Source organism: Delftia lacustris, assembly GCF_040267515.1.
Taxonomy (GTDB): domain Bacteria; phylum Pseudomonadota; class Gammaproteobacteria; order Burkholderiales; family Burkholderiaceae_C; genus Comamonas; species Comamonas tsuruhatensis.
The window spans coordinates 2,976,169-3,000,102 of record NZ_CP141274.1 but is presented as its reverse complement, the minus strand read 5'-3'; the positions used below and the strand labels follow the sequence as shown (position 1 = coordinate 3,000,102).

Below are 23,934 nucleotides of genomic sequence, written 5' to 3'. Positions count from 1 at the left end.
GCCAGGAGATTCCCATGGCCCTCATGTTCCCGCGGCTCGCCCGCAACTTCGTCAAGAACGGGTACTTCCCCACGGATGAACCCACGCTCGAAAGAGCACTCACCGCACTGGCGCCCGCCGAGGCCTCGGCCGGGCCGCTGTGCATCCTCGATCCCTGCGCCGGCGAAGGCGTGGCGATCGCCGAAGCCGCGCACGCCCTCGGGCGCGAGCAGGTCCAGGCCTTCGCCGTCGAGTACGAGGCCGAGCGCGCACGCCATGCCCGGCAACTGGTCGATCGCTGCATCCACGGCGACCTGATGGACACACTGATCAGCCGGCAGAGCTTCGGCCTGCTGTGGCTCAACCCGCCGTATGGCGACCTGTCCAAGGACACCAACGGCAACGTCGGCTACCAGGGCCAGGGCCGCGCTCGGCTGGAAAAGCTGTTCTATCAGAAGGCGCTGCCGCTGTTGCAGTACGGCGGCGTGCTGATCTACATCGTCCCGCACTACGTGCTCGACGCCGAGCTGGTCGGATGGCTGACCCGGCACTTCGCCGAGTTGCGCATCTACCGCGCGGTGGACACGCAGTTCAAGCAGGTCGTGATCTTCGGTCGCAAGGTTCGCCAGCGCGACCAGGCATCGGAGTCTGTCAAGGCCACGCGCGCGCTGCTGCTGCAGATAGGTCTTGGCGACGCCGAAGCGGAAGAGCTGCCAGTCGAATGGCCGTTCCTGCCCTACACGGTGCCTGCCACGGCCGAGCCGGAGCACTTCTACCGCGTGACGATGGAGCCCGAGCAGTTCGCCGAGGAAGTCGGCCGACTGCAAGGGCTCTGGCCGACGCTCGACACGCACCTGGGCGCCGCGCAGCAGTCGCTGCGGTCCCCGGCGCGAGGTTTATCGCATTGGCATCTCGCCTTGGCACTCGCCGCAGGTGCGATCTCCGGAGTGGTGAAGTCCAAGACGGGCCGCGTGCTCGTCGTCAAAGGCGACACCCACAAGGAGAAGACCTTGCACACGGAGTACACCGAGCGCGACGACGGTTCCGTGGCCGAGACGCGCATCCTGACCGACAAGTTCGTGCCGGTCATCCGTGCCTGGGACATGACACCAGGCTCGCCGACCTGCGGCGAGGTGTTGACCATCCGCTGATCGCTGTTCCCTGACGGTCGCCGTCGATCTGTTCTTCCACTGCGGCTTCGCGCCGTTCTTCTCTTCCCACCCCGGGGCATGCCATCGCCCCGCAGGGGGAGGTGCATGCCCCATCTTCTTTGGAGCATCACCATGTCCCTCGATACCGAAGTCGTTCCCGCCGCTGATGGCACGCCCGTCCAGAGCGACGTGCTCGAAGCGACTGCTTCTCCCCTGGCGATGAGCCTTCAGGATTTCGTTGCCGAATTCGGCGACGAGCTGCTGGACTCGCTCAACCGCGCCAACCCTCCCGTCTACACCGGCCAGGCCCGGCCGCATCGCCAGCTCGTGCTGGCCAGTCTCAAGCGCAAGCTGTTCGGCGCGCAGGCCGAGGTGGTGCATGCCGTTACCGAGCTGCTGGCCGACCGCGGCGAACGCGCCGCGATCGTCAATGGCGAGATGGGCTGCGGCAAGACCACGGTCGGCATCGCCACGGCGGCCGTGCTGCACGCCGAAGGCTATCGCCGCACGCTGATCCTCTCGCCGCCTCACCTGGTCTACAAATGGCGCCGGGAAATCCAGGAGACGGTGGCCGGCGCCAAGGTCTGGGTGCTCAATGGCCCGGACACGCTGGTCAAGCTCATCAAACTGCGCGAGCAATTGGGCGTGCCGGTACGCGGCCAGGAGTTCTACGTTCTCGGTCGCGTGCGGATGCGCATGGGTTTCCACTGGAAGCCCGTCTTCAACGTGCGGCGCACGCGGCACGGCGAAGTGGGCGCATGCCCGGACTGCGGCCAGGTCATCACCAATCTCGACGGCGAGCCGATCAACCCGGTCGAACTCGAAGCCGAGGACTACCGCCGCCGGTGCAGCCATTGCGCCGCACCGCTGTGGACGCTGATGCGACCGCGGAGCCTGTCCGCCAGCGACCAGTCCACGGCCGTCTTCAAAGCCTTGCAGCGCATCCCGACCATCGGAGAGGTCACGGCGCATAAGCTGATGAAGAAGTTCGGCGACGGCTTCCTGGCCTCAATGCTGGGCGACAACATCCACGAGTTCATCAACCTCATGGATGCCAACGGTGAGCTGGTGTTCTCGGATCGTCAGGCGCACCGCATGGAGCGGGCGATGGCGAACATGGAGTTCGGCTTCGGCGAGGGCGGGTATCAGCCCAGCGAATTCATCAAAAGGTACTTGCCGCAAGGCACGTTCGACCTGCTCATCGCCGACGAGGCGCATGAGTACAAGAACGGCGGTAGCGCCCAAGGCCAGGCCATGGGCGTGCTCGCAGCGAAGGCGCGCAAGGCCTTGCTGCTCACTGGCACGCTGATGGGCGGCTACGGCGACGACCTGTTCCACCTGCTGTTCCGAGCCCTGCCTGGGCGAATGATCGAAGACGGCTACCGCCCGACCAAGAGCGGCAGCATGACCTCGGCCGCGATGGCGTTCATGAGGGATCACGGCATCCTCAAGGACATCTATTCCGAGAGCACGGGCACGGCGCACAAGACGGCCAAGGGCAGCAAGGTCTCGGTGCGCACGGTCAAGGCGCCGGGCTTCGGCCCGAAGGGCGTGCTGCGTTGCGTCCTGCCGTTCACGGTATTCCTCAAGTTGAAGGACATCGGCGGCAACGTGCTGCCGTCCTACGACGAGGAGTTCCGCGAGGTGGCGATGGACACGGCGCAAGCCGCGGCTTATCGCGATCTGTCGTTTCGTCTGACCTCGGCGCTGAAACAGGCGCTGGCCAAGCGCGACACGACGCTGCTCGGTGTGGTCCTCAACGTGCTGCTGGCCTGGCCGGATTGCTGCTTCCGGTCGGAGACGGTGGTGCACCCGCGCACACGCCAGACCTTGGCCTTCGTTCCGGCTCAGTTCAACGAGCTGGAGGTGATGCCCAAGGAGCGCGAGCTGATCGAGATCTGCAAGCAGGAGAAGGCTGCGGGTCGCAAGACGCTGGTCTATTCGGTCTACACCGGCACGCGCGACACCACGTCGCGCTTGAAGGTGCTGCTGGAGCAGGAAGGCTTCAAGGTGGCGGTGCTGCGCGCAAGCGTGGATGCCTCCCGCCGCGAGGACTGGATCGCCGAGCAGTTGGACCGCGGCATCGACGTGCTGATCACGAACCCCGAGCTGGTGAAAACCGGCCTGGACCTGTTGGAGTTTCCGACGATCGTGTTCATGCAGTCGGGCTACAACGTCTACAGCCTGCAGCAGGCGGCCCGGCGCTCATGGCGCATCGGCCAGAAGCTGCCGGTTCGCGTGATCTACCTCGGCTACGCGGCTTCCTCGCAGATGACCTGCCTGGGGCTGATGGCGCGAAAGATCATGGTCTCGCAGAGCACGTCGGGAGACGTGCCCGAGTCGGGATTGGACGTGCTGAACCAGGACGGTGATTCCGTCGAGGTGGCACTGGCCCGGCAACTCGTCGCGGCCTGATCCACCCACCCACGCCGGCTGCCCTTCGGGGCGCCGGCTTCTTTTTTCCGTGCATCGATGGCGCGCGATGAAGTCGGGCGCCTGCCAGTTCCCTTTGTTTGCTGCCCGAACGCTTCGCGGCGGCGATGGTGAGGGCTCCGTGTTCCAGGGAATTGCCCCATGCAACCACTCACCTGCGTCGCTCACCGCTTGGCTGTGCCTGCCTTGCTGGCCGGCTGCGTGCTCATCACCGGCTGCGCCGCCACGGGCACGACGAGCCCTCCCACTGTCCATGACTCGCTCCCCGAGCCTGCGGTGTTGGTCAGAACCATCGCCCCGGAGCCCGAGCCGGGCCTGATCCCGGTGGCCCGCTACGGGCGCTACACGCTGGTCGAGATGGTGCCGGAACCGGCACAGCGCGACCTGCTGCGACAGGTGATCGAGATTTCGATTCCGCCGATCTTGGACGCGAGCGTCGGCGATGCCCTTCGGCACGTGCTGCTGCGCACCGGCTACCGGCTCTGCGACGCGACGGAGGCGACCGCGCTGTACGCGTTGCCGCTGCCGGCGGCGCACCTGCGGCTCGGGCCGCTGCCGCTGCGCGATGCCTTGCTGGCACTCGCCGGCCCGGCCTGGGAGTTGTCCGTCGATGACGCTTCGCGCGCGGTGTGCTTCACGCGCGTGACGACTGCGCGTGCGCCGAGCGCAAGCCCGATTCCCGCGGCTCCGGCACCGAGCGCGCCGGCCGCCGAACCCGCCGATTCCCACGTGCCCCAGGAGGCCCAGCCATGACCATCCCGCAGCTTCCCGACGAGAACGCCGGCCGCGCGCGCTGGTTGAAGATCACAGCGGCCGCATGGCTGCTGCTCGTGAGCATCCTGGCCGTGGTCAACAGCGTGGGCCTGTCGCGCCTGAGCGAGCAAAGCCAGGCCAGCGCCCAGGATGCCCACGTGCAGGCGCTCAACACGCGCGTCGCCGAACTCGAACAGCAGGCGGCGGCCTCGAAGAACCAGCCCAAGCCCGTCACCCAACCCGACTTCGAGGCCGCCCGCAAGTTGCTGGACGAACGCCTGGCACAGGTGGAGCACACCCAGGGCGCAGACGCCCATGCCGGCGACTTGCAGGCGCTGCAGGCGCGCATGGGCGACCTCGAAGCTCGCATGAAGCGAACCGCCGCGCCTGCCGCGGCACCCCGGCGCACCGCCGAGCCGGCCAAGCCCAAGGTGCCCGAACCGCCGTTCAACGTCGTGGGCGTGGAGCTGCGCGGCGGCGAGCGCTTCCTGTCGGTGGCGGCACCCAAGGCGTCGTCGGTGCTGGACGTGTGGCTGCTGCGCGAAGGCGATGCCGTGGGCGCGTGGCATCTGCTGGCGATCGAGGCGCGCGCCGCCGTGTTCCGCGTGGATGGACAGACCCAGCGCCTCGCGCTGCCGTAGGAGCCGGCCATGAAGCACGCCGCGATCTGCTTCGCCGCCATCCTCGCCGCTGTCGCAGGAACGGCAGGCACGGCCTCGGCACAGTCGGCGCCGGTCGCGTCCTCGCGCACGGTGCCCGCCCAGATTCAGAACAGCAGCGACGCCGCGCTGGACGAACGGCTGGCGCGCGATTGGGGCCTGCGCTCCGATGAGTGGGCGCGCTACCGCCAACTGATGCAGGGGCCGCTGGGCATCTATTCCCCGAACCTCGATCCGCTCACGGCGCTGGGCATCGAGGCGCGCAGCGACGAGGAACGCAACCGCTATGCGGAGCTGCAGGTGCAGGCGGAATCGAAGCGCGTGGGCAAGACGCTGGCCTACCAGCGGGCCTACGACGCGGCGTGGAAGCGGCTCTATCCGGGACAGCAGCGCGTGAACATGCCGGGTGCGAAGGCGCCGGGCGCCGGCAACCGGGGCTCGGGCCGGCTGGCGGTTTTCGTGAAGGCCGAGTGCCCGTCGTGCGAGCAGCGCGTGCGCCAGCTGCAGGTGGCCGGCACCGCCTTCGACCTCTACATGGTCGGCAGCCGCCAGGAGGACGCCCGCATCCGCCAGTGGGCGACGCAGGCCGGCATCGACGCCGGCCGCGTGCGCTCCCGCACCATCACGCTCAACCATGACGCCGGGCGCTGGCTGTCGCTCGGCCTGCCCGGCGATCTGCCCGCCGTGGTGCGCGAGGTCAACGGCCAATGGCAGCGGCAGTAACCCGCCGTGCAGGCTGCGCGGCCTTGGTCCTCGGCCTCAGCGCCCATGCCGCCATCGTCTTCGGCCAGGAGGTGCCACCACCCGCCTACCAGCTCGCCGCCCAGCAGGCGGGCGTGCCGTCGCCGGTGCTGTATGCGGTGGCGCTGCAGGAGAGCGGCGCCCGGCTGCGCGGCCGGCTGATCCCGTGGCCGTGGACGCTCAACGTCGCCGGCCGCGCCGAACGCTATGCCACGCGGGCCGAGGCCTGCGCCGGCATCCGCCGGGCGCTCGCCCGCACGCCGGTCAACCGCATCGACGCCGGCCTCGGCCAGGTCAACCTCGGCTACCACGCGCACCGCTACGCGCATCCCTGCGAGCTGCTCGACCCATACCGCAACCTCGCCATCGCCGCGGAAATCCTGCAGGAGCAGCACACGCCGGGCGAGGACTGGCTGGTCGCCATCGGCCGCTACCACCGCCCCGCGGGCGGGGCGCCCGCCGCCCGTTACCGCCGCAGCGTCCACCAGCACCTGACCCGCGTGCTCGGGCCGGGAGCCTCACTTCCCTCTGCCCGGAGTCCCATGCCATGAACCGCATCCTCGTCGCCGCGACTGCGGCGCTGCTGGCCACCACCGCAGACGCGCAGGACCGCGGCCCCGTTACCAAGAACAGTTCCCCGCCGCTGATCGTGGTCGAGGACAAAGGCGGCACCTCGGCGCTGCCGTACTACCGGGCCTTGAATCCGCAGGATGCGCAGCCCGGTCAGCCAGCCACGCCGCAAACCAAGCCGCGCATTGGCGGCCCGGCCGAAGCCGAGGCGGCCATGCTGCCGGTGCGCTCGATGCGGCTGACACCCGGCGACGAGCCGCGCCGCGTGATCCGCGCGCCGGGCCTGACGCCGCTGTTCCTGATCGGCGACGACGACCGCTCACGAGCCTGGCTCCAACGACGGGGCAAGGACTTGCAGGCGCTACGCGCCGTGGGCTTGGTGGTCAACGTGGCGACGCCCGAAGCCCTGGCCGCGTTGCGTCGCCTCGCACCGGGCTTGATGCTGTCGCCGGCCTCGGGCGACGAGCTGGCGCAGCGCTTGGGGCTCAAGCACTACCCGGTGCTGATCACCGCCACCGGCATCGAGCCCTGACGTGACGTGAAGCACCCGCCATGCCCCAGTCCCAAGCCGTCGAAGTCTTGCTGCGGCCAGCGGTGGAGCTATACACCGTCGCGGTCTGTGCGGGCGCCGCGTTTCTGTGCCTGGTGGCCCCGTGGTCGCTCGCGCTGAGTCCCTTGCTGGGCCTGGGCAGCGCGCTCGCTTTCCTCACCTTCGGCGCGCTGCGCTTTCGCGACGCCTGGGCCATCCTGCGCTACCGGCGCAACATCCGGCGCCTGCCGCGCTACGTGATGACCAGCCGCGACGTGCCGGTCAGCCAGCAGCGGCTGTTCGTCGGCCGGGGCTTCCACTGGGACCAGCGTCACACGCACCGACTGATGCAGACGTATCGGTCGGAGTTCCGTCGCTACGTGGAGCCGACGGCAATCTATCGGATGGCACGGCGCATGGAAGAGCGCCTGGAGTTCGCGCCGTACCCGTTGTCCAAGATGGCGAAGGCCCTGGCCTGGGACAGCCCGCTGAACCCGGCGCGGCCGCTGCCGCCGGTGGGCGGCCTGCCGCGGCTGCACGGCATCGAGCCGCACGAGGTCGACGTCACCCTGCCGTTGGCCGAGCGCGTCGGCCACAGCTTGGTGTTAGGCACCACGCGCGTCGGCAAGACCCGCCTGGCCGAGCTGTTCATCACGCAGGACATCCGGCGCAAGGTCAATGGACAGCACGAGGTCGTGATCGTCTTCGATCCCAAGGGCGATGCGGATCTGTTGAAGCGCATGTACGTGGAGGCCAAGCGCGCCGGACGCGAAGGCGAGTTCTACGTTTTCCACCTGGGCTGGCCGGACATCAGCGCCCGCTACAACGCGGTGGGCCGCTTCGGACGCATCTCGGAAGTTGCCACGCGCATCGCCGGCCAGCTTTCCGGTGAAGGCAACAGCGCGGCGTTCCGCGAGTTCGCCTGGCGCTTCGTCAACATCATCGCGCGGGCGTTGGTCGAGCTGGGGCAGCGGCCCGACTACCTGCTGATCCAGCGCCATGTCATCAACATCGATGCGCTGTTCATCGAGTACGCCCAGCACTACTTCGCCCGGAACGAGCCCAAGGCCTGGGAGGTCATCGTCCAGCTCGAAGCCAAGCTGAACGACAAGAACATCCCGCGCAACATGATCGGCCGCGAGAAGCGCGTCGTCGCGCTGGAGCAGTACCTGTCGCAGGTGCGCATCTACGACCCTGTGCTCGACGGCCTGCGCAGCGCGGTGCGCTACGACAGGACGTACTTCGACAAGATCGTCGCATCGCTCCTACCGCTGCTGGAGAAGCTGACCACCGGCAAGATCGCGCAGTTGCTGGCGCCGAACTATTCGGACCTCGCCGACCCACGCCCGATCTTCGACTGGATGCAGATCATCAGGAAGCGGGCCGTGGTCTATGTCGGCCTCGATGCACTGTCGGACGCGGAAGTCGCGGCGGCGGTCGGCAATTCGATGTTCTCCGACCTCGTATCCGTCGCGGGTCACATCTACAAGTTCGGCATCGACGACGGCCTGCCGGGTGCCGCGACGGGCATCAAGGTGCCCATCAACGTCCATGCCGACGAGTTCAACGAACTCATGGGCGACGAGTTCATACCCATGGTCAACAAGGGCGGCGGCGCGGGCGTCCAGGTCACGGCCTACACGCAGACCCTCTCGGACATCGAGGCACGCATCGGCAACCGCGCGAAGGCGGGCCAGGTGGTGGGCAACTTCAACAACCTGTTCATGCTGCGCGTGCGCGAGACCGCCACGGCCGAACTGCTGACGCGGCAACTGCCCAAGGTCGAGGTCTACACGACGACGGTGATGAGCGTCGCCACCGACAGCTCGGACCCGACCGGCAACACCGCCTTCACCTCCAACACGCAGGACCGCATCAGCAGCAACAGCGTGCCGCTGATTGAACCGGCGCACGTGGTCGGGCTGCCCAAGGGCCAGTGCTTTGCACTGATCGAGGGCGGGCACCTCTGGAAGGTGCGCATGCCCTTGCCGGCGCCCGACCCCGACGAGGCCATGCCCAAGGATTTGCAGGAGCTGGCCGGCTACATGCGCCAGCACTACGTCGAGGCCGGCGATTGGTGGGACAACAATGGGCTTCCCGGACTGCAGGACCAAGCACTGCCCGACGACTTGCTCGCCGACTTCAAGCAGATGGCCAGCGCGGATGAAGGGGCCACGGCATGAGCGACCCCGCCGTCGCCGTCCAGCGCCAGCAGGTTCGCCAGCAGGGCCTGATCGCAGGCCTCATCACGCTGCCGTTCCGGCTGTTCGGGGTGTTGGCCGGTTCGCTGGTGCTGTGCATCGCGATCGAGTGCATCGGCATGCACTTCTTCTGGCCCGAGCAGGGCTGGCGCCATGCGCAGGGCATGCTGAACTACGAGCTGTCGCAGGTCTCGGAGCATTTCACGCAAAGCGTGCTGGTGCAGGAGCCGGGGCGCAGCGCCCTCCAGCTCGTCGAGTGGGCCTACCAAGGACTGTTCGTGAAAACGGGCCTGCTGGACTGGATACGCGACGCGGCGGCGCAATCGCGTGCCGGCGCGCGCAGCCAGGCGCAGGACTTCCGCTACTACATCGGTCAGCTCTACGTGCATGTCGAGAGCTACCTGATCGCCTCGGCGTACACAGTGCTGGTGTTCCTCGTGCGGCTGCTGGTGCTGGTCCTGACCTTGCCGCTGTTCCTGATGGCGGCCTTCACCGGCCTGGTGGACGGGCTCGTGCGCCGCGACGTGCGCGGCTTCGGCGCCGGCCGCGAATCGGGCTTCGTCTACCACCGGGCGAGAGCCAGCCTGATGCCGCTGGCGGTGCTGCCCTGGGTCACTTACCTCGCGCTGCCGGTCAGCGTGCATCCGCTGCTGATCCTGCTGCCCAGCGCGGCGCTGCTCGGCGTCGCGGTGTGCATCGCGTCGGCGACGTTCAAGAAGTATCTGTGAAAGCGGTTCAAGATAATCTCCGTCTCACTCTTCATGGCGACTCATCGACACCAAACATCTTTTGACCTTTGACACTGCATCCACCCTACATCTTCGAGGCCATGTGGCCACTCAGACACACGAACGCAAATGGCCTCAGCGGCGCCTGCTGCGTCCCGGCCACGGTAGCTGCCCAGTGAGTTCAGCCAAGCCACCGTCGTCCTCGACGCGTACACCGAAGCGGTTCACTTCGACCTCAGGTAAATCGTCGCTGTCGAACCAGAGCAGCGAGGTCGTGGTGTCAGTACGTGCGTAGTGCCTGGAGAGTTCCCAGAGATCGAGGCCCTTTTCCCAGTTGTCGAACCAGATGTCTTGTGCAACCTCATCTGTGTCGGCAGCACTGCTGCCTGAAGAACGGAGACGGTGAGCCACAGAGCCGACAGGAATGGCAGACCTGGGAGATATCCAAGCCCCAGCCTGTCGCAAACTGGTGGAGCGTGCCGCGTAGCGCACTGCACCGCGCTCCATGGTGACGAAGGCGCAAGGGATGTCGCTGAGGGAGGCGAACCGCGACGCAGCGGCGGGAAATGATGTGCTGAAAAGCGCCGCCATGCCCTGGATCAGCTCCAGCGAAGGTTCTTCCTTGGGCACAAGCGATAGCCATTGCTGATACGGCATCAGCAACTCGGCGGCGAAAGTGTCGCATGCGATTTCGTTCGGATGCCGCTTCGCATAGGACCAGGACGGCACCTCTTCGTGGCTCGATTCCAGCGCAAGGACGATATGCGCAATTTCGTGGCAGATGGTGAAGCGTTGGCGTTCTTCTGTCTCCAGCGAATTCACCGTGATCACGTGCTTGCCATTCGGCTTGGTGATCGTGTAGCCGGACTCCCCCTCACTAAGCTCCTCTTTCTTGACTTTGGCGTTGGCCGCGACCACATAGGGCGTCAGGTCTTCTCGGATGCCGGACACATCAACCTTCGCAACAAAGGCCCGTGCTTTCTGTGTGACATCCGCTTCATCCATATTCAGTCATCCTCGTCCTCGAATGCTCGCTGTATCCGGGCGATCAGTGTCGCGGGATCGGGCCTTGTATTTCCACGATGCCTCACGCCTGCTGCAGCCGAAAAGATGTCGATGCTGATGGAAGGATCGTTCAGCACGAATTCAACAAGGCGGGGATCGGCCTCCGCATGGTCGACAAGCCACATCACCAGCGCAGCATCTCTTTCACCTGGTTTGAGAACCTTCAGCAGCTTCTCGACTAAGTCCACTGACGGATTTGTCTTTTCGCCGGACTCCAGCCGGTGGACATAGGCATGGTCCACCGAAGACAGTTGACCGATTTCGCGCAATGAGAGGGTTCTGCGCTCGCGTAGCGTCTTGAGGGCGACGCCCAGGCCTGTTTGTGACATCCGTTCCGTTCCTTGTGGCTGCGGCGGACAACGGTGTGTGTCCGGTCCGAAGCAGTTGCGTTCTGCGGCACCAATCCCACCATTTGCAGCTTGGCACCAAGTCTGATACATTGTTGTCCAGCCAGACAACAGAAGTGAGTTCTACGACTGCAGCAAGTTGATTTGGCTTGACTCGCCCGTTGTCTGCAAGAGCAACGAATTTTGCTTCAACCGGTGGTCATTGGCAACCCGGCCGGCTGGCCGGGGTCTCGATGGTTCAACTTTAGGAAATTCGCCATGACAGGCAAAAATCAGCATGTAGTTCCTCACCAGGACGGTTGGGCCGTCAAGGGTGCCGGCAATCAACGGGCAACCTCCGTGCACGATACGCAGCAGCAGGCCATTGACGCGGCGCGGGACATCGCACGCAACCAGCAGTCCGAACTGGTCATCCACCGTCCGGACGGTCGCATCCGTGACAAGGACAGCCACGGTAACGACTCCTTCCCGCCGAAGGGCTGAGTGCCATGATGGGCGTGCCCACCTACCATGTGCTCGCCCTGTCTGGGGGCGGCTATCGCGGCTTGTACACAGCGACGGTTCTTGCCGAGCTTGAAGCCGTGCTAGGCCGCCCCATCGCTTCTCACTTCGACCTGATCTGCGGCACCTCTGCAGGCGGGATGCTGGCCTTGGGGCTGGCCGCGGAAATCCCCGCCATTGAACTCAAAGCCTTGTTCGAACGACAGGGCTCCCGCATCTTTGGTTGCCGAAGTCTCGCTCGGCGCCTTCTGGGCTTCTGGTTGACCGCCAAGCACGACTCCGCAGGGTTGCGGGGCGTGCTGACCGAGCGCTTTCAAGACGCCACGATCGGCAACTTGAAGCACCGCGTTCTCGTGCCAGCCGTCAACTACTCGACGGGGCGCGGCCAGTTCTTCAAAACGCCTCACCATCCCTCATTTGAGATGGACCACCGCATGAGGATCGTGGATGTGGCGTTGGCGACCGCCGCTGCGCCCGTTTACTTTCCGCTAGCGCGCAACGATCGTGGCGTCTTTGCGGATGGAGGACTGGTCGGCAATGCGCCAGGACTGTTCGGGCTGCACGAAGTCAATACGTTCCTCGCGCCGAAACAGAATGCACTGGTCCGGGTGCTGTCCATCGGCACGATGACGATCGGTGCAACCGTCCGTGGCGGCGCCAGCCTCGACCGCGGATTCGGCAAGTGGCGCGGAGGGCTGTTCGATCTGGTGATCTCTGCCCAGGAGTCGTCGGTGGACTACATGCTGCGCCAGTCGTTGGGTAGCAACTACTTCCAGATCGACGACAAGGCCACGCCCGATCAAAGCAAGGACGTAAAGGCGCTGGACCGGGTTTCCATCGGCGCCACGAATACGCTGAAGGACCGCGGCAATCATGCAGCGCAGCGCGCGCTTGGCGACCCTCTTTTCCAACCGTTTCGAGCGCACCAGGCCGGCGCACCCACCTTCTATCACGGCCCCAACAAGAATGTGCCGGAGGCCGAATGCTGAACCTGAGCCCGCTTTTCTTTACCACCGTCGATGACGAATCCTGCATGCATGACGAGCTGGATCTGTCGCCCGAGCAACGAGCCTGGATCGCCAGCGCCCGAAATGATGTCAGGAACTGCCTTCGCACCGGAATTCCGCGCGTGCTGCGCGAACGCGGGTACACGGACGACGTGCCGCAGCCACGCTTCTTCACGCAAGGATCGTGGGCGTACAAGACCTTGAACGGCCCGGCACAACGGCCCCAGCAGGCGGATGTCGATGATGGTTGCTATCTGCCGTTGAGTTTTGTCTCGCAGACGAAGCGTCCCAGCAGGGCCACAACGGTGTTCTTTGCAGCTGCTGAAGAAGCCTTGAGGCTGTTGGTCGAGGAGAAGCACTGGAAGCTTGTCACCGACAAGCCGACATGCATCCGGATTGTCATTGCGGCCTATGCCCACATCGACATTCCGTTGTACGCCATCCCCGACGAAGAATTCGTCACGCTCGCGAAAGCCTCGATGGAGCGATACGGCTATGACTCGCTGACGGAGGCGGTGAACATGGCAGAGCGGGATGCCTGGACGGCATTGCCCGCTGATAAAGTGCTCCTGGCTCACCGCGAGTGCAACTGGATGCCCTCCGACCCCAGGCCTGTGAAGGAATGGTTTTTGGGCGAGGTGGAGGCCAAGGGCGAACAGTTCCGCCGCGTGATTCGCTACTTGAAGGCGTTTCGCGATTGGCGGTGGTCGAGCGGTGGACCGGCTTCGATTCTGTTGATGGCCGCTGCGGCTCCGCTATTCGAGAAGCGGGATCGGCGCGACGACCTGGCGTTGCTGGATGTCGTCGCGGCATTGCCGGCCCGGCTGCGCGCGGGGGTGAACAACCCCGTTGATGAGTCGGAGTCGCTTACTGCACGCCTTGGTAAAGAGGGCGTCGAAGAGGCTGCGAAAGCGTTCGAAGCATTCGAAAAAGTGCTGCGCGGAGCCACCAACGCCGGCAGCCCTTCACAGGCCTGCGTCTGGATGCAAGGCGAATTCGGTCCGCGTTTTCCGAACGAGCCGGACCGGGTCAAGGTGGTATCCGTTGTCGCCACCATTGCCGCAGCGCCGGCTACGGCTGGTCCGAGCGAATTGGTCGGGCGCACGAAGGCCGGATGAGCAGCGTCGCCGTGGTCTCCGATGTGGTCGAAGCCTTCAGGCTGCAAGGCTTCGAGTTTGTCGGCAAGACGGACGACGGCTGGTTCAAGCTGAGGGGGCCGTTGATCCCGTGCGGCGCGGACGATGGCATTCCATGTGAGGTTCAGCTCGACCCTACCTTCTTCGACCTGCCTCGCATTCGGCTGCTCGAAATTCCGCCTGAACTGCCCAATGCAGTTCCTCATCTTGGCGCGGAGGGCGGCCTTTGCTATCTGGCCAAGGGAACTGTCGTGCTGGACATCTACGATCCTGTAGGGCAGTCCTTGGCGTGCCTGCAACGGGCGGCAGCGGTGCTCGGGCAGATCTTGAAGGGCGAGATGATCGAAGATCTCGCCGAAGAGTTCTTTGCCTACTGGAACGGCTGGCTTTGTTTTGTGGACATGCAAGGCGAAGATCTGGGGCGACAAAACTGTATCGTTGCGCAAGCCAATGGGAATCCACTCTGGTTCATCACCGACAACGAAGATCGAACAACAAGAAAGTTGCATTCACTCGGCTACCAGGTCACTGATAAAACGGTGCTGACATACCGGGTCAAGACCACCGCGCAACCCCGCCCACTAACCAGCCACTGGCCCCCCGAAACGGTGGGGGACGTCTTGGCTTGGCAAAGCACCCTGGACCCACGGTGTCGGCGCAAGATTCACGAACGAATCAAGGAAGGGCAAAGCAAAAAAGCAAATGGCGTCCTGATCATCATCGAATCGCCACTGATGACCTACGGCTTTGCCGTGCTCTTTGACCACCAAGTGAGTCAAAAGACCAAGCTTGCTGATCGCAGGGATTCGAGTTTTGGGCTGAAGGTAATGCCCGTCTCAGTGATCAGGATCGATGACCGGTATCTGGCCCAGCGCAACATCCCCAAGTCGAAAACGTTGGCGGGGAAACGAATCGCACTTGTGGGTTGCGGCACGATCGGCGGATACCTCTCGGACATGCTGGTCAAGGCCGGGGCAGGATCATGCGGAGGGAAACTCACGCTGGTGGATTTTGATGGCCTCCTTCCACAGAACATCGGACGGCATCGGCTCGGCTTCCCGGACCTGTTGTCGAACAAGGCTGAGGCGATGGCGAAGGAACTCAAGCGCTTGTCGCCAGGCGTCGAGGTTCATGCGCTCCCCGTGGACGTGAGACAGGCCCAACTGGGAAAGCTGGACCTACTCATCGATGCCACCGGCGAAGAATCCCTCGGGCATTGGCTGTGCGGCCGCTACAGGGCTCCCACGCCCATGCTTTCTGTTTGGATCGAAGGGCCGGGAACGGCTGTGCGTGCGCTCCTGAGAACGAACGCATCGGGTGCGTGCTACCGATGCCTATGGCAGAGCCACAGAAGAGGCGAACTTCGCTCGACCATTGATGCTCTGCCTAACATCTTGGCAGGCCACGGGTGCGAGGGCTTGTATGTGCCATTTCCGGCTTCGGTGTCGGTGCAGGCAGCCAGCTTGGGTGCTGAGATGGCCCTTGATTGGGTCAAGGGCGTCCACTCTCCTGCATTGCGGACCCGGCTGATCGACCAGACCCATCATCTGGCCACGCCTGACTGCGATCCTCTGCGAGATCATGATTGCCCTCTATGCAATTCCTAGGGTCCTGGGCAACTGGCGACAAGAGCAGGTTGCTGCATTTTTCGACCCAGACGCTGGAGACATTCAGTCAGCATATCCAGGCTAGTGATGCCGACTGCGAAGCGGGCGGACTCTTGCTTGGTTCTGTACATGGAGCCCATTTGCTCATTGAGCAGGCGACGGTTCCTACCGCGTGGGACAAGCGGTTTCGCTATCTGTTCGAGCGGATGCCGTTTGGTCATGAGGCTATTGCGTTGTCGCGATGGACGGCGAGTCAGGGAACTGTCCGCTATTTAGGCGAATGGCATACCCACCCGGAAGACCATCCCCAGCCTTCTAGCCTTGACAGATCTGAATGGACTTTGTTGGCAGCGCAGCGTCGGGACAAGCGGCCAGTGCTCGCTGTCATCATCGGGCGTAGATCTCTGTATGCAGAGTTGGTGCCGAGATCAGGCGAAGGGTCGATATTCTTCCCCGTGGAGTAGAGCACTAGCGCAACAACCATCATCGTCTTGACTTGCACCTCCACTCAGACGGTAGTGCATTAAAGACGACGTCATCGGGGAAATTCCTTCCTCTGCAGCGGAGTTTGCCGCGGAAAGCGGTGGCTGGCCGGTTCCGATTGATTGCGGCGCCGGAAGACCGGCCGTTTGAGCATCGAGCCATCCGCATCCCTCGGAGAACGGCTCGATGGAAACCACTCGCAATCCCGCGCAGGTTCGGCGCTTCGCCGTCGAGGCACCCTGGGCCGTGCGTGTTGCCGCGCTGCTGCTTGCCGCTGCCGGATTGCAGCCCGCCATCGCCGCTGACGCCTCCGACAACGCTGCGGAGCGCGAGATGCTCGCCGCGGTAACGCGCCAGCTCGAACTGCTGGACCGCCTCGCCGAGCACGCCGCCACCACCGCGCCGCAGGAGCGCGCCCGCTACCACTTCGACTACGCGCGGCTGCGCGCCGACCTGGAGCGCGTGCGCACCGGCGTGCGCGACTACCTCGTTCCGCAACGCGCCCAGCCGCGTGATCCCGTGCCGCTGGCCGGTGACTACACGCGCAGTAACGCGGCGCCTGCGACGTCGCCCAAGGAGGCGCCGTCGTCATGACGCCTTCCGCCGATCAGGTCGCCGCCTTCACGGCCAACGGCGGCTTCGCGCCCGGGGCCGTCTCCACCGTCGTGCTCGGCTTCGTCTTCGCCATCCTGCTGCTGTGGGGCGTGTGGGCGATGCGCACTGCCTATGTCGGCTGGGCCGAGCACCACCTGACCCAACGCCAGTTCCTCGGCGTCATCGTGCGCTTCGTCGCGATGTACCTGGTGCTGGGCTTTTTCCTCCTGTCCTGACCCCATGAAAGGTACTTCGCCATGAACGCTCCCGCTACTTCTCGCCGTCCCACGTCGCGGCCCGCCGCGCGCATCGCCGCGCTGCTGATCCCGCTGGGCATCGCCGCCACGCCGCTGCCGTCGTTCGCCGACCTTCCCACGCTGGAAGACCCGTCGCGCGGCACCGGCAGCGGCATCATGCAGACGCTGCAAAACTACGGCTACGACATCGTGCTGCTGATCGCGCTGCTCGTCGTCGCCTCGATGTTCGTCGGCGTCTGCTACCACGCCTACACGCGCTACGCCGAGATCCACACCGGCCGCGCAACGTGGGGGCAGTTCGGGTTGACCGTCGCGGTGGGCGCGATCCTGCTGGTCGTCGGCATCTGGCTGCTGACCAAGGCTACCGGCGTCCTGTAAGGCCCGGCAACGATGGCCGGCGCCCTGGAGAGTCCGTCGCGCGACGGGCTCGTGACCTTCCTGCCGCACCGCCTCAACCGCCACCCGGTGGTCGTGCGCGGGCTCACGGCCGACGAGCTGTGGGTCTGCGCCGGGCTGTCCGGCGCGGCCGGTCTCGTGGCCGGCGTACCGCTGGCCTGGCTGACGCACAGCATCGCGATGGTGCCCACGCTGATCGTCGCCGGCATCGGTGTCGGTGTCTTCGTGGGCGGCGGCCTGCTGCGGCGGTGGAAGCGCGGCCGGCCCGACACCTGGCTGTACCGCCAGCTCCAGTGGCGCCTCGCGCTGCGCTACCCCGCGCTGGCTGCGCATGCGGGCGGGGGCCAGCTCATCACCCGGTCGGGCTGGTGGTCCACGCGGCGCCTGCGGCCCGATCCGTCCCTGCGTCGAGGTAGACCATGAGCCGATTCAAGAACGAGGTCGCGCACCTGCAGGCGCATGTGAAGACCTTGCGCCTGGCTGGCGCCGCACTGTTCGTCGTGGCGCTGCTGCTCGGCTTCGGCTGGTGGAGCGCACCCAAGAGCCTGACCATCCACGTGCCACCCGACCTGCGCTCGGGCAGCACGCGCAAGTGGTGGGACGTGCCGCCGGAGAGCGTCTACGCCTTCACCTTCTACATTTGGCAGCAGGCCCAGCGCTGGCCGACCAATGGCGAGCAGGACTACCCGCGCAACCTGCATGCACTGTCTGCGTACTTCACGCCGAGCTGCCGTGCCTTCCTGCAGCAGGACTACGAATTCCGGCGCAGCAACGGCGAGCTACGCCAGCGCGTGCGCGGCATCTACGAGATTCCCGGCCGCGGCTACGGCGACGAGCCGGCCATGCGCGTGCGCACCGTGTCGGCCAACAACTGGATCGTCACGCTGGACGTGAGCGCCGACGAGTACCTGGGCGCCGAGCAGGTCAAGCGCGCGCTCGTGCGCTATGCACTCAAGGTTGTGCGCATGGACGTGGACCCCGAGCGCAACCCCTTCGGCCTGGCGCTGGACTGCCATGCACGCGCGCCGGAGCGCATCGAGACCCCGCCGCCTGCGGCGCCGCCCGGCCGGGCCGCAAGCGCCGGCTCCAACTTGCAGGGAGACACCCCATGAAGTCCCTCGGGAAGCGTTCATCTGCGGCGGCCCTGGCTGGCCTGCTGCTGTGCCTGGCCTTCGTGCCTGCGGCCCATGCCGTCGAAATCCTGCGCTGGGAGCGCCTGCCGCTGGCGGTGCCGCTGGTGGTCGGCCAGGAGCGCGTGGTGTTCATCGAGCGCAACGTGCGCATCGGTGTGCCGCCCACGGTTGGCGAGCAGTTGCGCGTGCAGAGCGCTGGTGGCGCGATCTACCTGCGCGCGAGCGCGCCGATCCCGCCCACACGGCTGCAACTGCAGGACGTGGAGTCGGGCGCGCTGATCCTGCTGGACATCGCGGCCGAGCCGGCGAAGGCGGGCCAGCCTGCACTCGAACCCGTGCGCATCGTCGAAGGCGACGTGCCGGCGACGCGCTACGGCGAGCCGGCCAAGCCGGCGGACGACGATGCGGAGCGCACCGTACCCGCAGCGAAGCGCGCCACGCCGGTGGCGGTTGTGCTCACGCGCTATGCGGCGCAGAACCTCTACGCGCCGCTGCGCACCGTGGAGCCCGTTCCCGGCCTCGGCCGCGTCAATCTGCGCCGTGGGCTGGAGCTTTCCACCTTGCTGCCCACACTGCCGGTGCGTGCGCAGGCGCTGGCCGCTTGGCGGCTCGAAGACCAGTGGGTGACGGCGGTGAAGCTCACCAACGCCTCCGGGCGCTGGCTCGACCTCGATCCCCGCGCGCTGCAGGGCGACTTTCTCGCCGCGACCTTCCAGCACCCGAATCTGGCGCCGGCCGGCCGCGCCGCCGACACCACGGTGGTCTACCTCGTGACCCGTGGCCACGGCCTGGCCGAGTCGCTGCTGCCCAAGCTCTCACCGATCGACGCGACGGTGAACCTGCCGCCGGCCGCGGCGGCCGGCCAGGCCGAAGGAGGTGCCCGCCATGAAAAGTAACCCCCTCCTGAAGTGGCTGCTGATCCCGATGGCGCTGGTGCTGCTGTTCGTCGGCATCAAGATGTTCTCCGGGGATCGCGGCGCCAAGCCCGTTCCGGCCGGCAGCGCCAACTCGCTCACGCCCGAAGAGATGAAGGCGCTGGGCATCGAGGGCGACACGCCGCGCGATACCGTTGCCACACTGGTGGCCCAGGTCAAGCAGTTGCGCAACGAGCTGCAGACGGCGCTCAACGACAACAAGAACCAGAAGAGCGAGAACGAGCGTATGCGCGCGCGGGAAAGCGCGATCGACCAGCGCATCCAGTCCGCGCTGGATGGTGAACGCGGCCGCCTGCAGCAGTACCGCGAGCAGTTGGCCGGCGACCGCCAGCAGACCCAGGGCCTGCTGCAAGACCTGCAGCGGCGCCTGGATGGGCTTTCCGGCAAGGGCGGCCAGGCCGATCTGCCGGTCGGGCTCGGCCTGGAGGACGGCGACGGCAAGGGCTTCAGCGGCAGCCAGGGCGGCGCCGCGCGCAGCACCAGCGGCACGCGCTGGGTGGAACCGGACGATGCGAAGCCTTCGGCGAAGAACGGCAGCAGCGGCGGCCTGAACTTTCCGACCAGCTTCGGGCCGGCGCAGAAGACGCTTTCCGACACGGCCGACAACGTGGCCAGCACCGTCGCGGATGCAGGCAGCCGCGCCGTGGGCACGTCGTCCAAGCCGGTCTACACGGTGCCGTCGAACTCGACGCTGATGGGCTCCATCGCGATGACCGCGCTGATCGGCCGCGTGCCGATCGACGGCACGGTCAACGACCCGTACCCCTTCAAGGTGCTGATCGGCCCGGACAACCTCACCGCCAACGGCATCGACATTCCCGACGTGGCGGGCGCGGTGGTCAGCGGCACGGCCTCGGGCGACTGGACGCTTTCCTGCGTGCGCGGCCAGATTCGCTCGGTGACGTTCGTCTTCAACGACGGCACGGTGCGCACGATGCCGGAGGACGGCAACCGCAACCAGAGCGGCGGCGGCCAGGGCAATGGTGCAAACAGCACGACGCAAGGCGGCCTGGGCTGGATCAGCGATCCCTACGGCATCCCCTGCGTCAGCGGCGAACGGCGCAGCAACGCGCAGCAGTACCTGGGTTCGCAAGCCCTCATCACCGCGGCCGGCGCCGGCGCCGCTTCACTGATCAAGTCGGACAACGGCAGCGTGGCCGTGGTCGCTAACAGCAACGGCTCGCTTGGCACGGTAGGCATCAGCGGCAACGAGGCGATGGGCCGCATCCTGGCCGGGGGCGTCCGCGACATGGCCGATTGGGTCAACAAGCTTTACGGCCAAGCCTTCGCCGCCGTCTACGTGCGGCCCGGCGCCAAGGTCGCGGTGCATCTGGAGCAGCCGCTCAACATCGACTACGACGCCAAGGGGCGCCGGGTCAATCAACGCATCGGAGGCAAGCATGCGTCGGATTTGGATTGAATCGGCCGCGATCCTGTGCGCGGTCCTGGTGCTGGGCGGCTGCGCCACCAGCAAGGACAAGTTGCTGCCGCACGGCGATCACACCATGCTCGACGTGTGGAATCAGGAGACGGGCGGCAGCGCCGGTGGTGGGCAGGCAGCGCGGCAACTGCTCGATGCACGCCAGGACTTGCGCCGGCCGCTGACCGAGGCCGACGTGCAGGCGGTGCCCGCCGCCGCTGCCGCCTACACGCGCACCGCGGCCAACGAGATTTACCGCCAGTTCCGACGCCTGCCGAACCCGGACCTAGTGATGTACGTGTTCCCGCACCTGGCCGGCACCGACCCGGTGCCCGTGCCCGGCTACACCACCGTGTTCCCGCTCTACCAGCGCGTGCAGTACGCGATGCCTGGCGAGCGCCTGGAGGACTACTGATGGCTTGGTCGTTGCCCTGGGCACGCAAGGCCGTCACGCCCGCCGGCCCCGACCTGGATGCCGATGACGCCTGGTCGCAGCATGTCTCGACGCTGGCCGCGCACGGCATTCCCGAGCCCGGCAGCGCGATGGGCAGCCAGCCGCGCCCGCCGACCACCGAAGCGGACCTGCAGGCGCTCTACGGCGTGGCACCGTCCTTCGCCGACCTGTTGCCGTGGATGGAGTACCTGCCCGGCTCCAAGAGCATGTTGCTGGAAGACGGCCAGTCGGTTGCGGGCTTCTTCGAACTGGCCCCGGTCGGCACCGAAGGCCGTGAGATGGCCTGGCTGTGGCAGGCACGCGATGCACTGGAGAACGCGCTGCAGGACTCGTTCGACGAACTCGACGAGAACCCGTGGGTCGTGCAGCTCTACGCCCAGGACGAATCGACCTGGGACACCTACCTGCGCGGGCTGGCCGACTATGTGCGGCCGCGCGCCCAGGGCAGCGCCTTCACGGACTTCTACCTGCGTTTCTTTGGGCACCACCTGCGCGCCATTGCCAAGCCCGGCGGGCTGTTCGAGGACACCACGGTGACGCGGCTGCCGTGGCGCGGCCAGGTCCGGCGCGTGCGAATGGTGGTCTACCGGCGCGCGAACGCTACGACCGCATCGCGGCGCGGCCAGTCCCCCGAGCAGGCGTTGACGACGATCTGCGACCGGCTCGTGGGCGGCCTCGCCAACGCGGGCGTGAAATCCCGCCGCATGGAGGCGGCCGACATCCACGACTGGCTGCTGCGCTGGTTCAACCCGCACCCGACGCTGCTCGGCCCCAGCGCCGACGACCGCGAGCGCTTCTATGCGCTCACGCGCTACCCCGAGGCAGTCGAAGACGGCGAGATCGAGCTGGCTAGCGGAGACTTCGCGCAGCGCCTGTTCTTCGGCCAGCCGCGCTCGGACGTGGCGAACGGCACGTGGCTGCTCGACGGCATGCCGCACCGGATCATCGTGATGGACCGGTTGCGCATGCCGCCTGCGACCGGCCACGTCACCGGCGAAACGCGCAAGGGCGGCGATGCCGTCAACGCGCTGTTCGACCAGATGCCCGAGGACACGGTGATGTGCCTGACCGTCGTCGCGACGCCGCAGGACGTGCTCGAAGGGCACCTGAACCACCTGAGCAAGAAGTCGGTCGGCGAGACGCTGGCTTCGGAGCAGACGCGCCGCGACGTGCAGGAAGCGCGCGGGCTGATCGGCAGCGCGCACAAGCTCTACCGCGGTGCGCTTGCCTTCTATCTGCGCGGACGCGACCTCGCGCAGCTCGACGCCCGCGGCCTGCAACTGGTCAACGTCATGCTCAACGCCGGCCTGCAGCCGGTGCGCGAGGAAGACGAGGTGGCGCCGCTCAACAGCTACCTGCGCTGGCTCCCGTGCGTGTTCGATCCGGCCACCGACAAGCGCCAGTGGTACACGCAACTGATGTTCGCGCAGCACGCGGCGAACCTCGCGCCGGTGTGGGGCCGCAGCCAGGGCACCGGCAATCCGGGCATCACGTTCTTCAACCGCGGCGGCGGGCCGATCACCTTCGACCCGCTGAACCGGCTCGACCGGCAGATGAACGCTCACCTGTTCCTGTTCGGTCCCACCGGCTCGGGCAAAAGCGCCACGCTCAACAACATCCTGAACCAGGTGACGGCGATCTACCGGCCGCGGCTGTTCATCGTCGAGGCGGGCAACAGCTTCGGCCTGTTCGGCGACTTCGCGGCGCGGCTAGGCATGAAGGTGCATCGCGTTAAGCTGGCCCCCGGTGCCGGGGTGAGCCTCGCGCCGTTCGCCGACGCCCACCGGCTGGTGGAAACGCCCAGCCAGGTGCAGACGCTGGATGCCGACGCCCTGGACGAGGACCGCGACGAAGCGGCACAGGCAGCGGATGCCGACGAGCAGCGTGACGTGCTGGGGGAACTGGAAATCACCGCGCGGCTGATGATCACCGGCGGCGAGGACAAGGAAGAGGCGCGCATGACGCGCGCCGACCGCAGCCTGATCCGCCAGTGCATCCTCGATGCGGCCCAGCGTTGCGTGGCCAACCAGCGCACCGTCCTGACGCGCGACGTGCGCGATGCGCTGCGCGAGCGCGGCCGCGATACGGCACTACCCGAGGTGCGGCGCGCGCGGCTGCTGGAAATGGCCGACGCGATGGATATGTTCTGCCAGGGCGTGGACGGCGAGATGTTCGACCGGCCCGGCACGCCCTGGCCCGAGGCCGACATCACCATCGTCGATCTGGCGACCTTCGCACGCGAGGGCTACAACGCGCAGCTTTCCATCGCCTACATCAGCCTTATCAACACGGTCAACAACATCGCCGAGCGCGACCAGTTCCTCGGCCGGCCGATCATCAACGTGACGGACGAGGGGCACATCATCACCAAGAACCCGCTGCTTGCGCCCTACGTCGTCAAGATCACGAAGATGTGGCGCAAGCTCGGCGCCTGGTACTGGCTGGCGACGCAGAACATCGACGACCTGCCCAAGGCCGCCGAGCCCATGCTCAACATGATCGAGTGGTGGATCTGCCTCTCGATGCCGCCCGACGAGGTGGAGAAGATCGCGCGCTTTCGCGAGCTGAACGCGGCGCAGAAGGCGCTGATGCTGTCGGCCCGCAAGGAGGCCGGCAAGTTCAGCGAGGGCGTGATCCTTTCCAAGAGCATGGAAGTGCTATTCCGCGCGGTGCCGCCCAGCCTGTACCTGGCGCTGGCTCAGACCGAGCCGGAAGAGAAGGCCGAGCGTTTCCAGTTGATGCAGCAGTACGGCATCGGCGAACTGGACGCCGCTTTCAAGATCGCCGAGAAGATCGACCGCGCCCGCAGCATCGAGCCGCTGGTGCTCGATGCGCTGGCGTGACGGGGAGTCCAC

25 protein-coding genes are annotated in these 23,934 nt (G+C 66.3%); 23 read left to right on the top strand and 2 right to left on the bottom strand.

What is annotated here, in order from left to right:
* Positions 1–14: 14 nt before the first annotated feature.
* The 9 genes from U6958_RS15075 to U6958_RS15035 all read left to right on the top strand — a co-directional run bounded on the left by U6958_RS15075 (position 15) and on the right by U6958_RS15035 (position 9,744).
* Positions 15–1,130 (top strand): DUF6094 domain-containing protein, encoded by a 1,116-nt coding sequence (locus U6958_RS15075; protein ID WP_004265560.1) that lies wholly within the window; start codon positions 15–17, stop codon positions 1,128–1,130.
* Between the two features lie 132 nt (positions 1,131–1,262).
* Positions 1,263–3,545, top strand: coding sequence for a helicase-related protein (locus U6958_RS15070; protein ID WP_016451645.1), 2,283 nt, complete (start codon positions 1,263–1,265; stop codon positions 3,543–3,545).
* Between the two features lie 159 nt (positions 3,546–3,704).
* A complete protein-coding gene (locus U6958_RS15065; RefSeq protein ID WP_016451646.1) occupies positions 3,705–4,316 on the top strand; it encodes a PilL N-terminal domain-containing protein in 612 nt (203 codons plus the stop codon).
* Positions 4,313–4,957: a hypothetical protein gene (locus tag U6958_RS15060; protein WP_004265569.1), complete on the top strand. Its 645-nt coding sequence runs from the start codon at positions 4,313–4,315 to the stop codon at positions 4,955–4,957. The genes U6958_RS15065 and U6958_RS15060 overlap by 4 nt, the downstream gene beginning before the upstream one ends.
* 9 nt (positions 4,958–4,966) lie before the next feature.
* Positions 4,967–5,698: a TIGR03759 family integrating conjugative element protein gene (locus U6958_RS15055; RefSeq protein WP_004265574.1), complete on the top strand. Its 732-nt coding sequence runs from the start codon at positions 4,967–4,969 to the stop codon at positions 5,696–5,698.
* Positions 5,683–6,267: a transglycosylase SLT domain-containing protein gene (locus U6958_RS15050; RefSeq protein WP_016451647.1), complete on the top strand. Its 585-nt coding sequence runs from the start codon at positions 5,683–5,685 to the stop codon at positions 6,265–6,267. The genes U6958_RS15055 and U6958_RS15050 overlap by 16 nt, the downstream gene beginning before the upstream one ends.
* Complete coding sequence (locus U6958_RS15045) at positions 6,264–6,818, top strand: integrating conjugative element protein (protein ID WP_004265578.1); 555 nt, start codon at positions 6,264–6,266, stop codon at positions 6,816–6,818. The genes U6958_RS15050 and U6958_RS15045 overlap by 4 nt, the downstream gene beginning before the upstream one ends.
* A 20-nt stretch (positions 6,819–6,838) precedes the next feature.
* Entirely contained in the window at positions 6,839–8,998 is a 2,160-nt protein-coding gene (gene traD, locus U6958_RS15040; protein WP_074921324.1) for a type IV conjugative transfer system coupling protein TraD, read from the top strand.
* On the top strand, positions 8,995–9,744 hold the full coding sequence (locus U6958_RS15035) for a TIGR03747 family integrating conjugative element membrane protein (protein ID WP_004265580.1): 750 nt from the start codon (positions 8,995–8,997) through the stop codon (positions 9,742–9,744). The genes traD and U6958_RS15035 overlap by 4 nt, the downstream gene beginning before the upstream one ends.
* A 135-nt stretch (positions 9,745–9,879) precedes the next feature.
* Here the strand turns inward: U6958_RS15035 and U6958_RS15030 are convergent, their stop codons facing one another.
* The gene (locus tag U6958_RS15030) at positions 9,880–10,749 is read right to left on the bottom strand and encodes an ImmA/IrrE family metallo-endopeptidase (RefSeq protein ID WP_003454806.1); all 870 of its coding nucleotides are present in this window, start codon (positions 10,747–10,749) and stop codon (positions 9,880–9,882) included.
* 2 nt (positions 10,750–10,751) lie between these two features.
* On the bottom strand, positions 10,752–11,138 hold the full coding sequence (locus U6958_RS15025) for a helix-turn-helix transcriptional regulator (RefSeq protein ID WP_003454804.1): 387 nt from the start codon (positions 11,136–11,138) through the stop codon (positions 10,752–10,754).
* Positions 11,139–11,414: 276 nt separating this feature from the next.
* Between U6958_RS15025 and U6958_RS15020 the strand changes: the two genes are divergently transcribed.
* From U6958_RS15020 to U6958_RS14955, 14 genes are all read left to right on the top strand, one after another.
* Positions 11,415–11,639, top strand: coding sequence for a DUF2188 domain-containing protein (locus U6958_RS15020; protein ID WP_003454802.1), 225 nt, complete (start codon positions 11,415–11,417; stop codon positions 11,637–11,639).
* Positions 11,640–11,644: 5 nt separating this feature from the next.
* Positions 11,645–12,646, top strand: coding sequence for a CBASS cGAMP-activated phospholipase (locus tag U6958_RS15015; protein ID WP_003454800.1), 1,002 nt, complete (start codon positions 11,645–11,647; stop codon positions 12,644–12,646).
* Entirely contained in the window at positions 12,640–13,782 is a 1,143-nt protein-coding gene (locus tag U6958_RS15010; protein WP_003454798.1) for a CBASS cGAMP synthase, read from the top strand. The genes U6958_RS15015 and U6958_RS15010 overlap by 7 nt, the downstream gene beginning before the upstream one ends.
* On the top strand, positions 13,779–15,407 hold the full coding sequence (locus U6958_RS15005) for a ThiF family adenylyltransferase (protein WP_003454796.1): 1,629 nt from the start codon (positions 13,779–13,781) through the stop codon (positions 15,405–15,407). The genes U6958_RS15010 and U6958_RS15005 overlap by 4 nt, the downstream gene beginning before the upstream one ends.
* Complete coding sequence (locus U6958_RS15000; RefSeq protein ID WP_003454794.1) at positions 15,395–15,871, top strand: Mov34/MPN/PAD-1 family protein; 477 nt, start codon at positions 15,395–15,397, stop codon at positions 15,869–15,871. Before U6958_RS15005 ends, U6958_RS15000 begins: the two co-directional genes overlap by 13 nt.
* A gap of 205 nt (positions 15,872–16,076) precedes the next feature.
* The gene (locus tag U6958_RS14995) at positions 16,077–16,484 is read left to right on the top strand and encodes an RAQPRD family integrative conjugative element protein (RefSeq protein ID WP_004265602.1); all 408 of its coding nucleotides are present in this window, start codon (positions 16,077–16,079) and stop codon (positions 16,482–16,484) included.
* Positions 16,481–16,720: a TIGR03758 family integrating conjugative element protein gene (locus tag U6958_RS14990; protein ID WP_003454790.1), complete on the top strand. Its 240-nt coding sequence runs from the start codon at positions 16,481–16,483 to the stop codon at positions 16,718–16,720. Before U6958_RS14995 ends, U6958_RS14990 begins: the two co-directional genes overlap by 4 nt.
* A gap of 21 nt (positions 16,721–16,741) precedes the next feature.
* Positions 16,742–17,119 (top strand): TIGR03745 family integrating conjugative element membrane protein, encoded by a 378-nt coding sequence (locus U6958_RS14985; protein ID WP_003454787.1) that lies wholly within the window; start codon positions 16,742–16,744, stop codon positions 17,117–17,119.
* Between the two features lie 12 nt (positions 17,120–17,131).
* A complete protein-coding gene (locus tag U6958_RS14980) occupies positions 17,132–17,560 on the top strand; it encodes a TIGR03750 family conjugal transfer protein (RefSeq protein WP_003454784.1) in 429 nt (142 codons plus the stop codon).
* On the top strand, positions 17,557–18,249 hold the full coding sequence (locus tag U6958_RS14975) for a PFL_4703 family integrating conjugative element protein (protein ID WP_003454780.1): 693 nt from the start codon (positions 17,557–17,559) through the stop codon (positions 18,247–18,249). The genes U6958_RS14980 and U6958_RS14975 overlap by 4 nt, the downstream gene beginning before the upstream one ends.
* Positions 18,246–19,166 (top strand): TIGR03749 family integrating conjugative element protein, encoded by a 921-nt coding sequence (locus U6958_RS14970; RefSeq protein ID WP_016451648.1) that lies wholly within the window; start codon positions 18,246–18,248, stop codon positions 19,164–19,166. Before U6958_RS14975 ends, U6958_RS14970 begins: the two co-directional genes overlap by 4 nt.
* Positions 19,156–20,625 (top strand): TIGR03752 family integrating conjugative element protein, encoded by a 1,470-nt coding sequence (locus U6958_RS14965; protein ID WP_016451649.1) that lies wholly within the window; start codon positions 19,156–19,158, stop codon positions 20,623–20,625. The genes U6958_RS14970 and U6958_RS14965 overlap by 11 nt, the downstream gene beginning before the upstream one ends.
* Entirely contained in the window at positions 20,606–21,040 is a 435-nt protein-coding gene (locus tag U6958_RS14960; protein WP_004265606.1) for a TIGR03751 family conjugal transfer lipoprotein, read from the top strand. Before U6958_RS14965 ends, U6958_RS14960 begins: the two co-directional genes overlap by 20 nt.
* Positions 21,040–23,922 carry a conjugative transfer ATPase gene (locus U6958_RS14955; protein ID WP_016451650.1) on the top strand — a complete coding sequence of 961 codons (2,883 nt, stop codon included), beginning with the start codon at positions 21,040–21,042 and terminating at the stop codon, positions 23,920–23,922. The genes U6958_RS14960 and U6958_RS14955 overlap by 1 nt, the downstream gene beginning before the upstream one ends.
* The last annotated feature ends 12 nt before the right edge of the window (positions 23,923–23,934 follow it).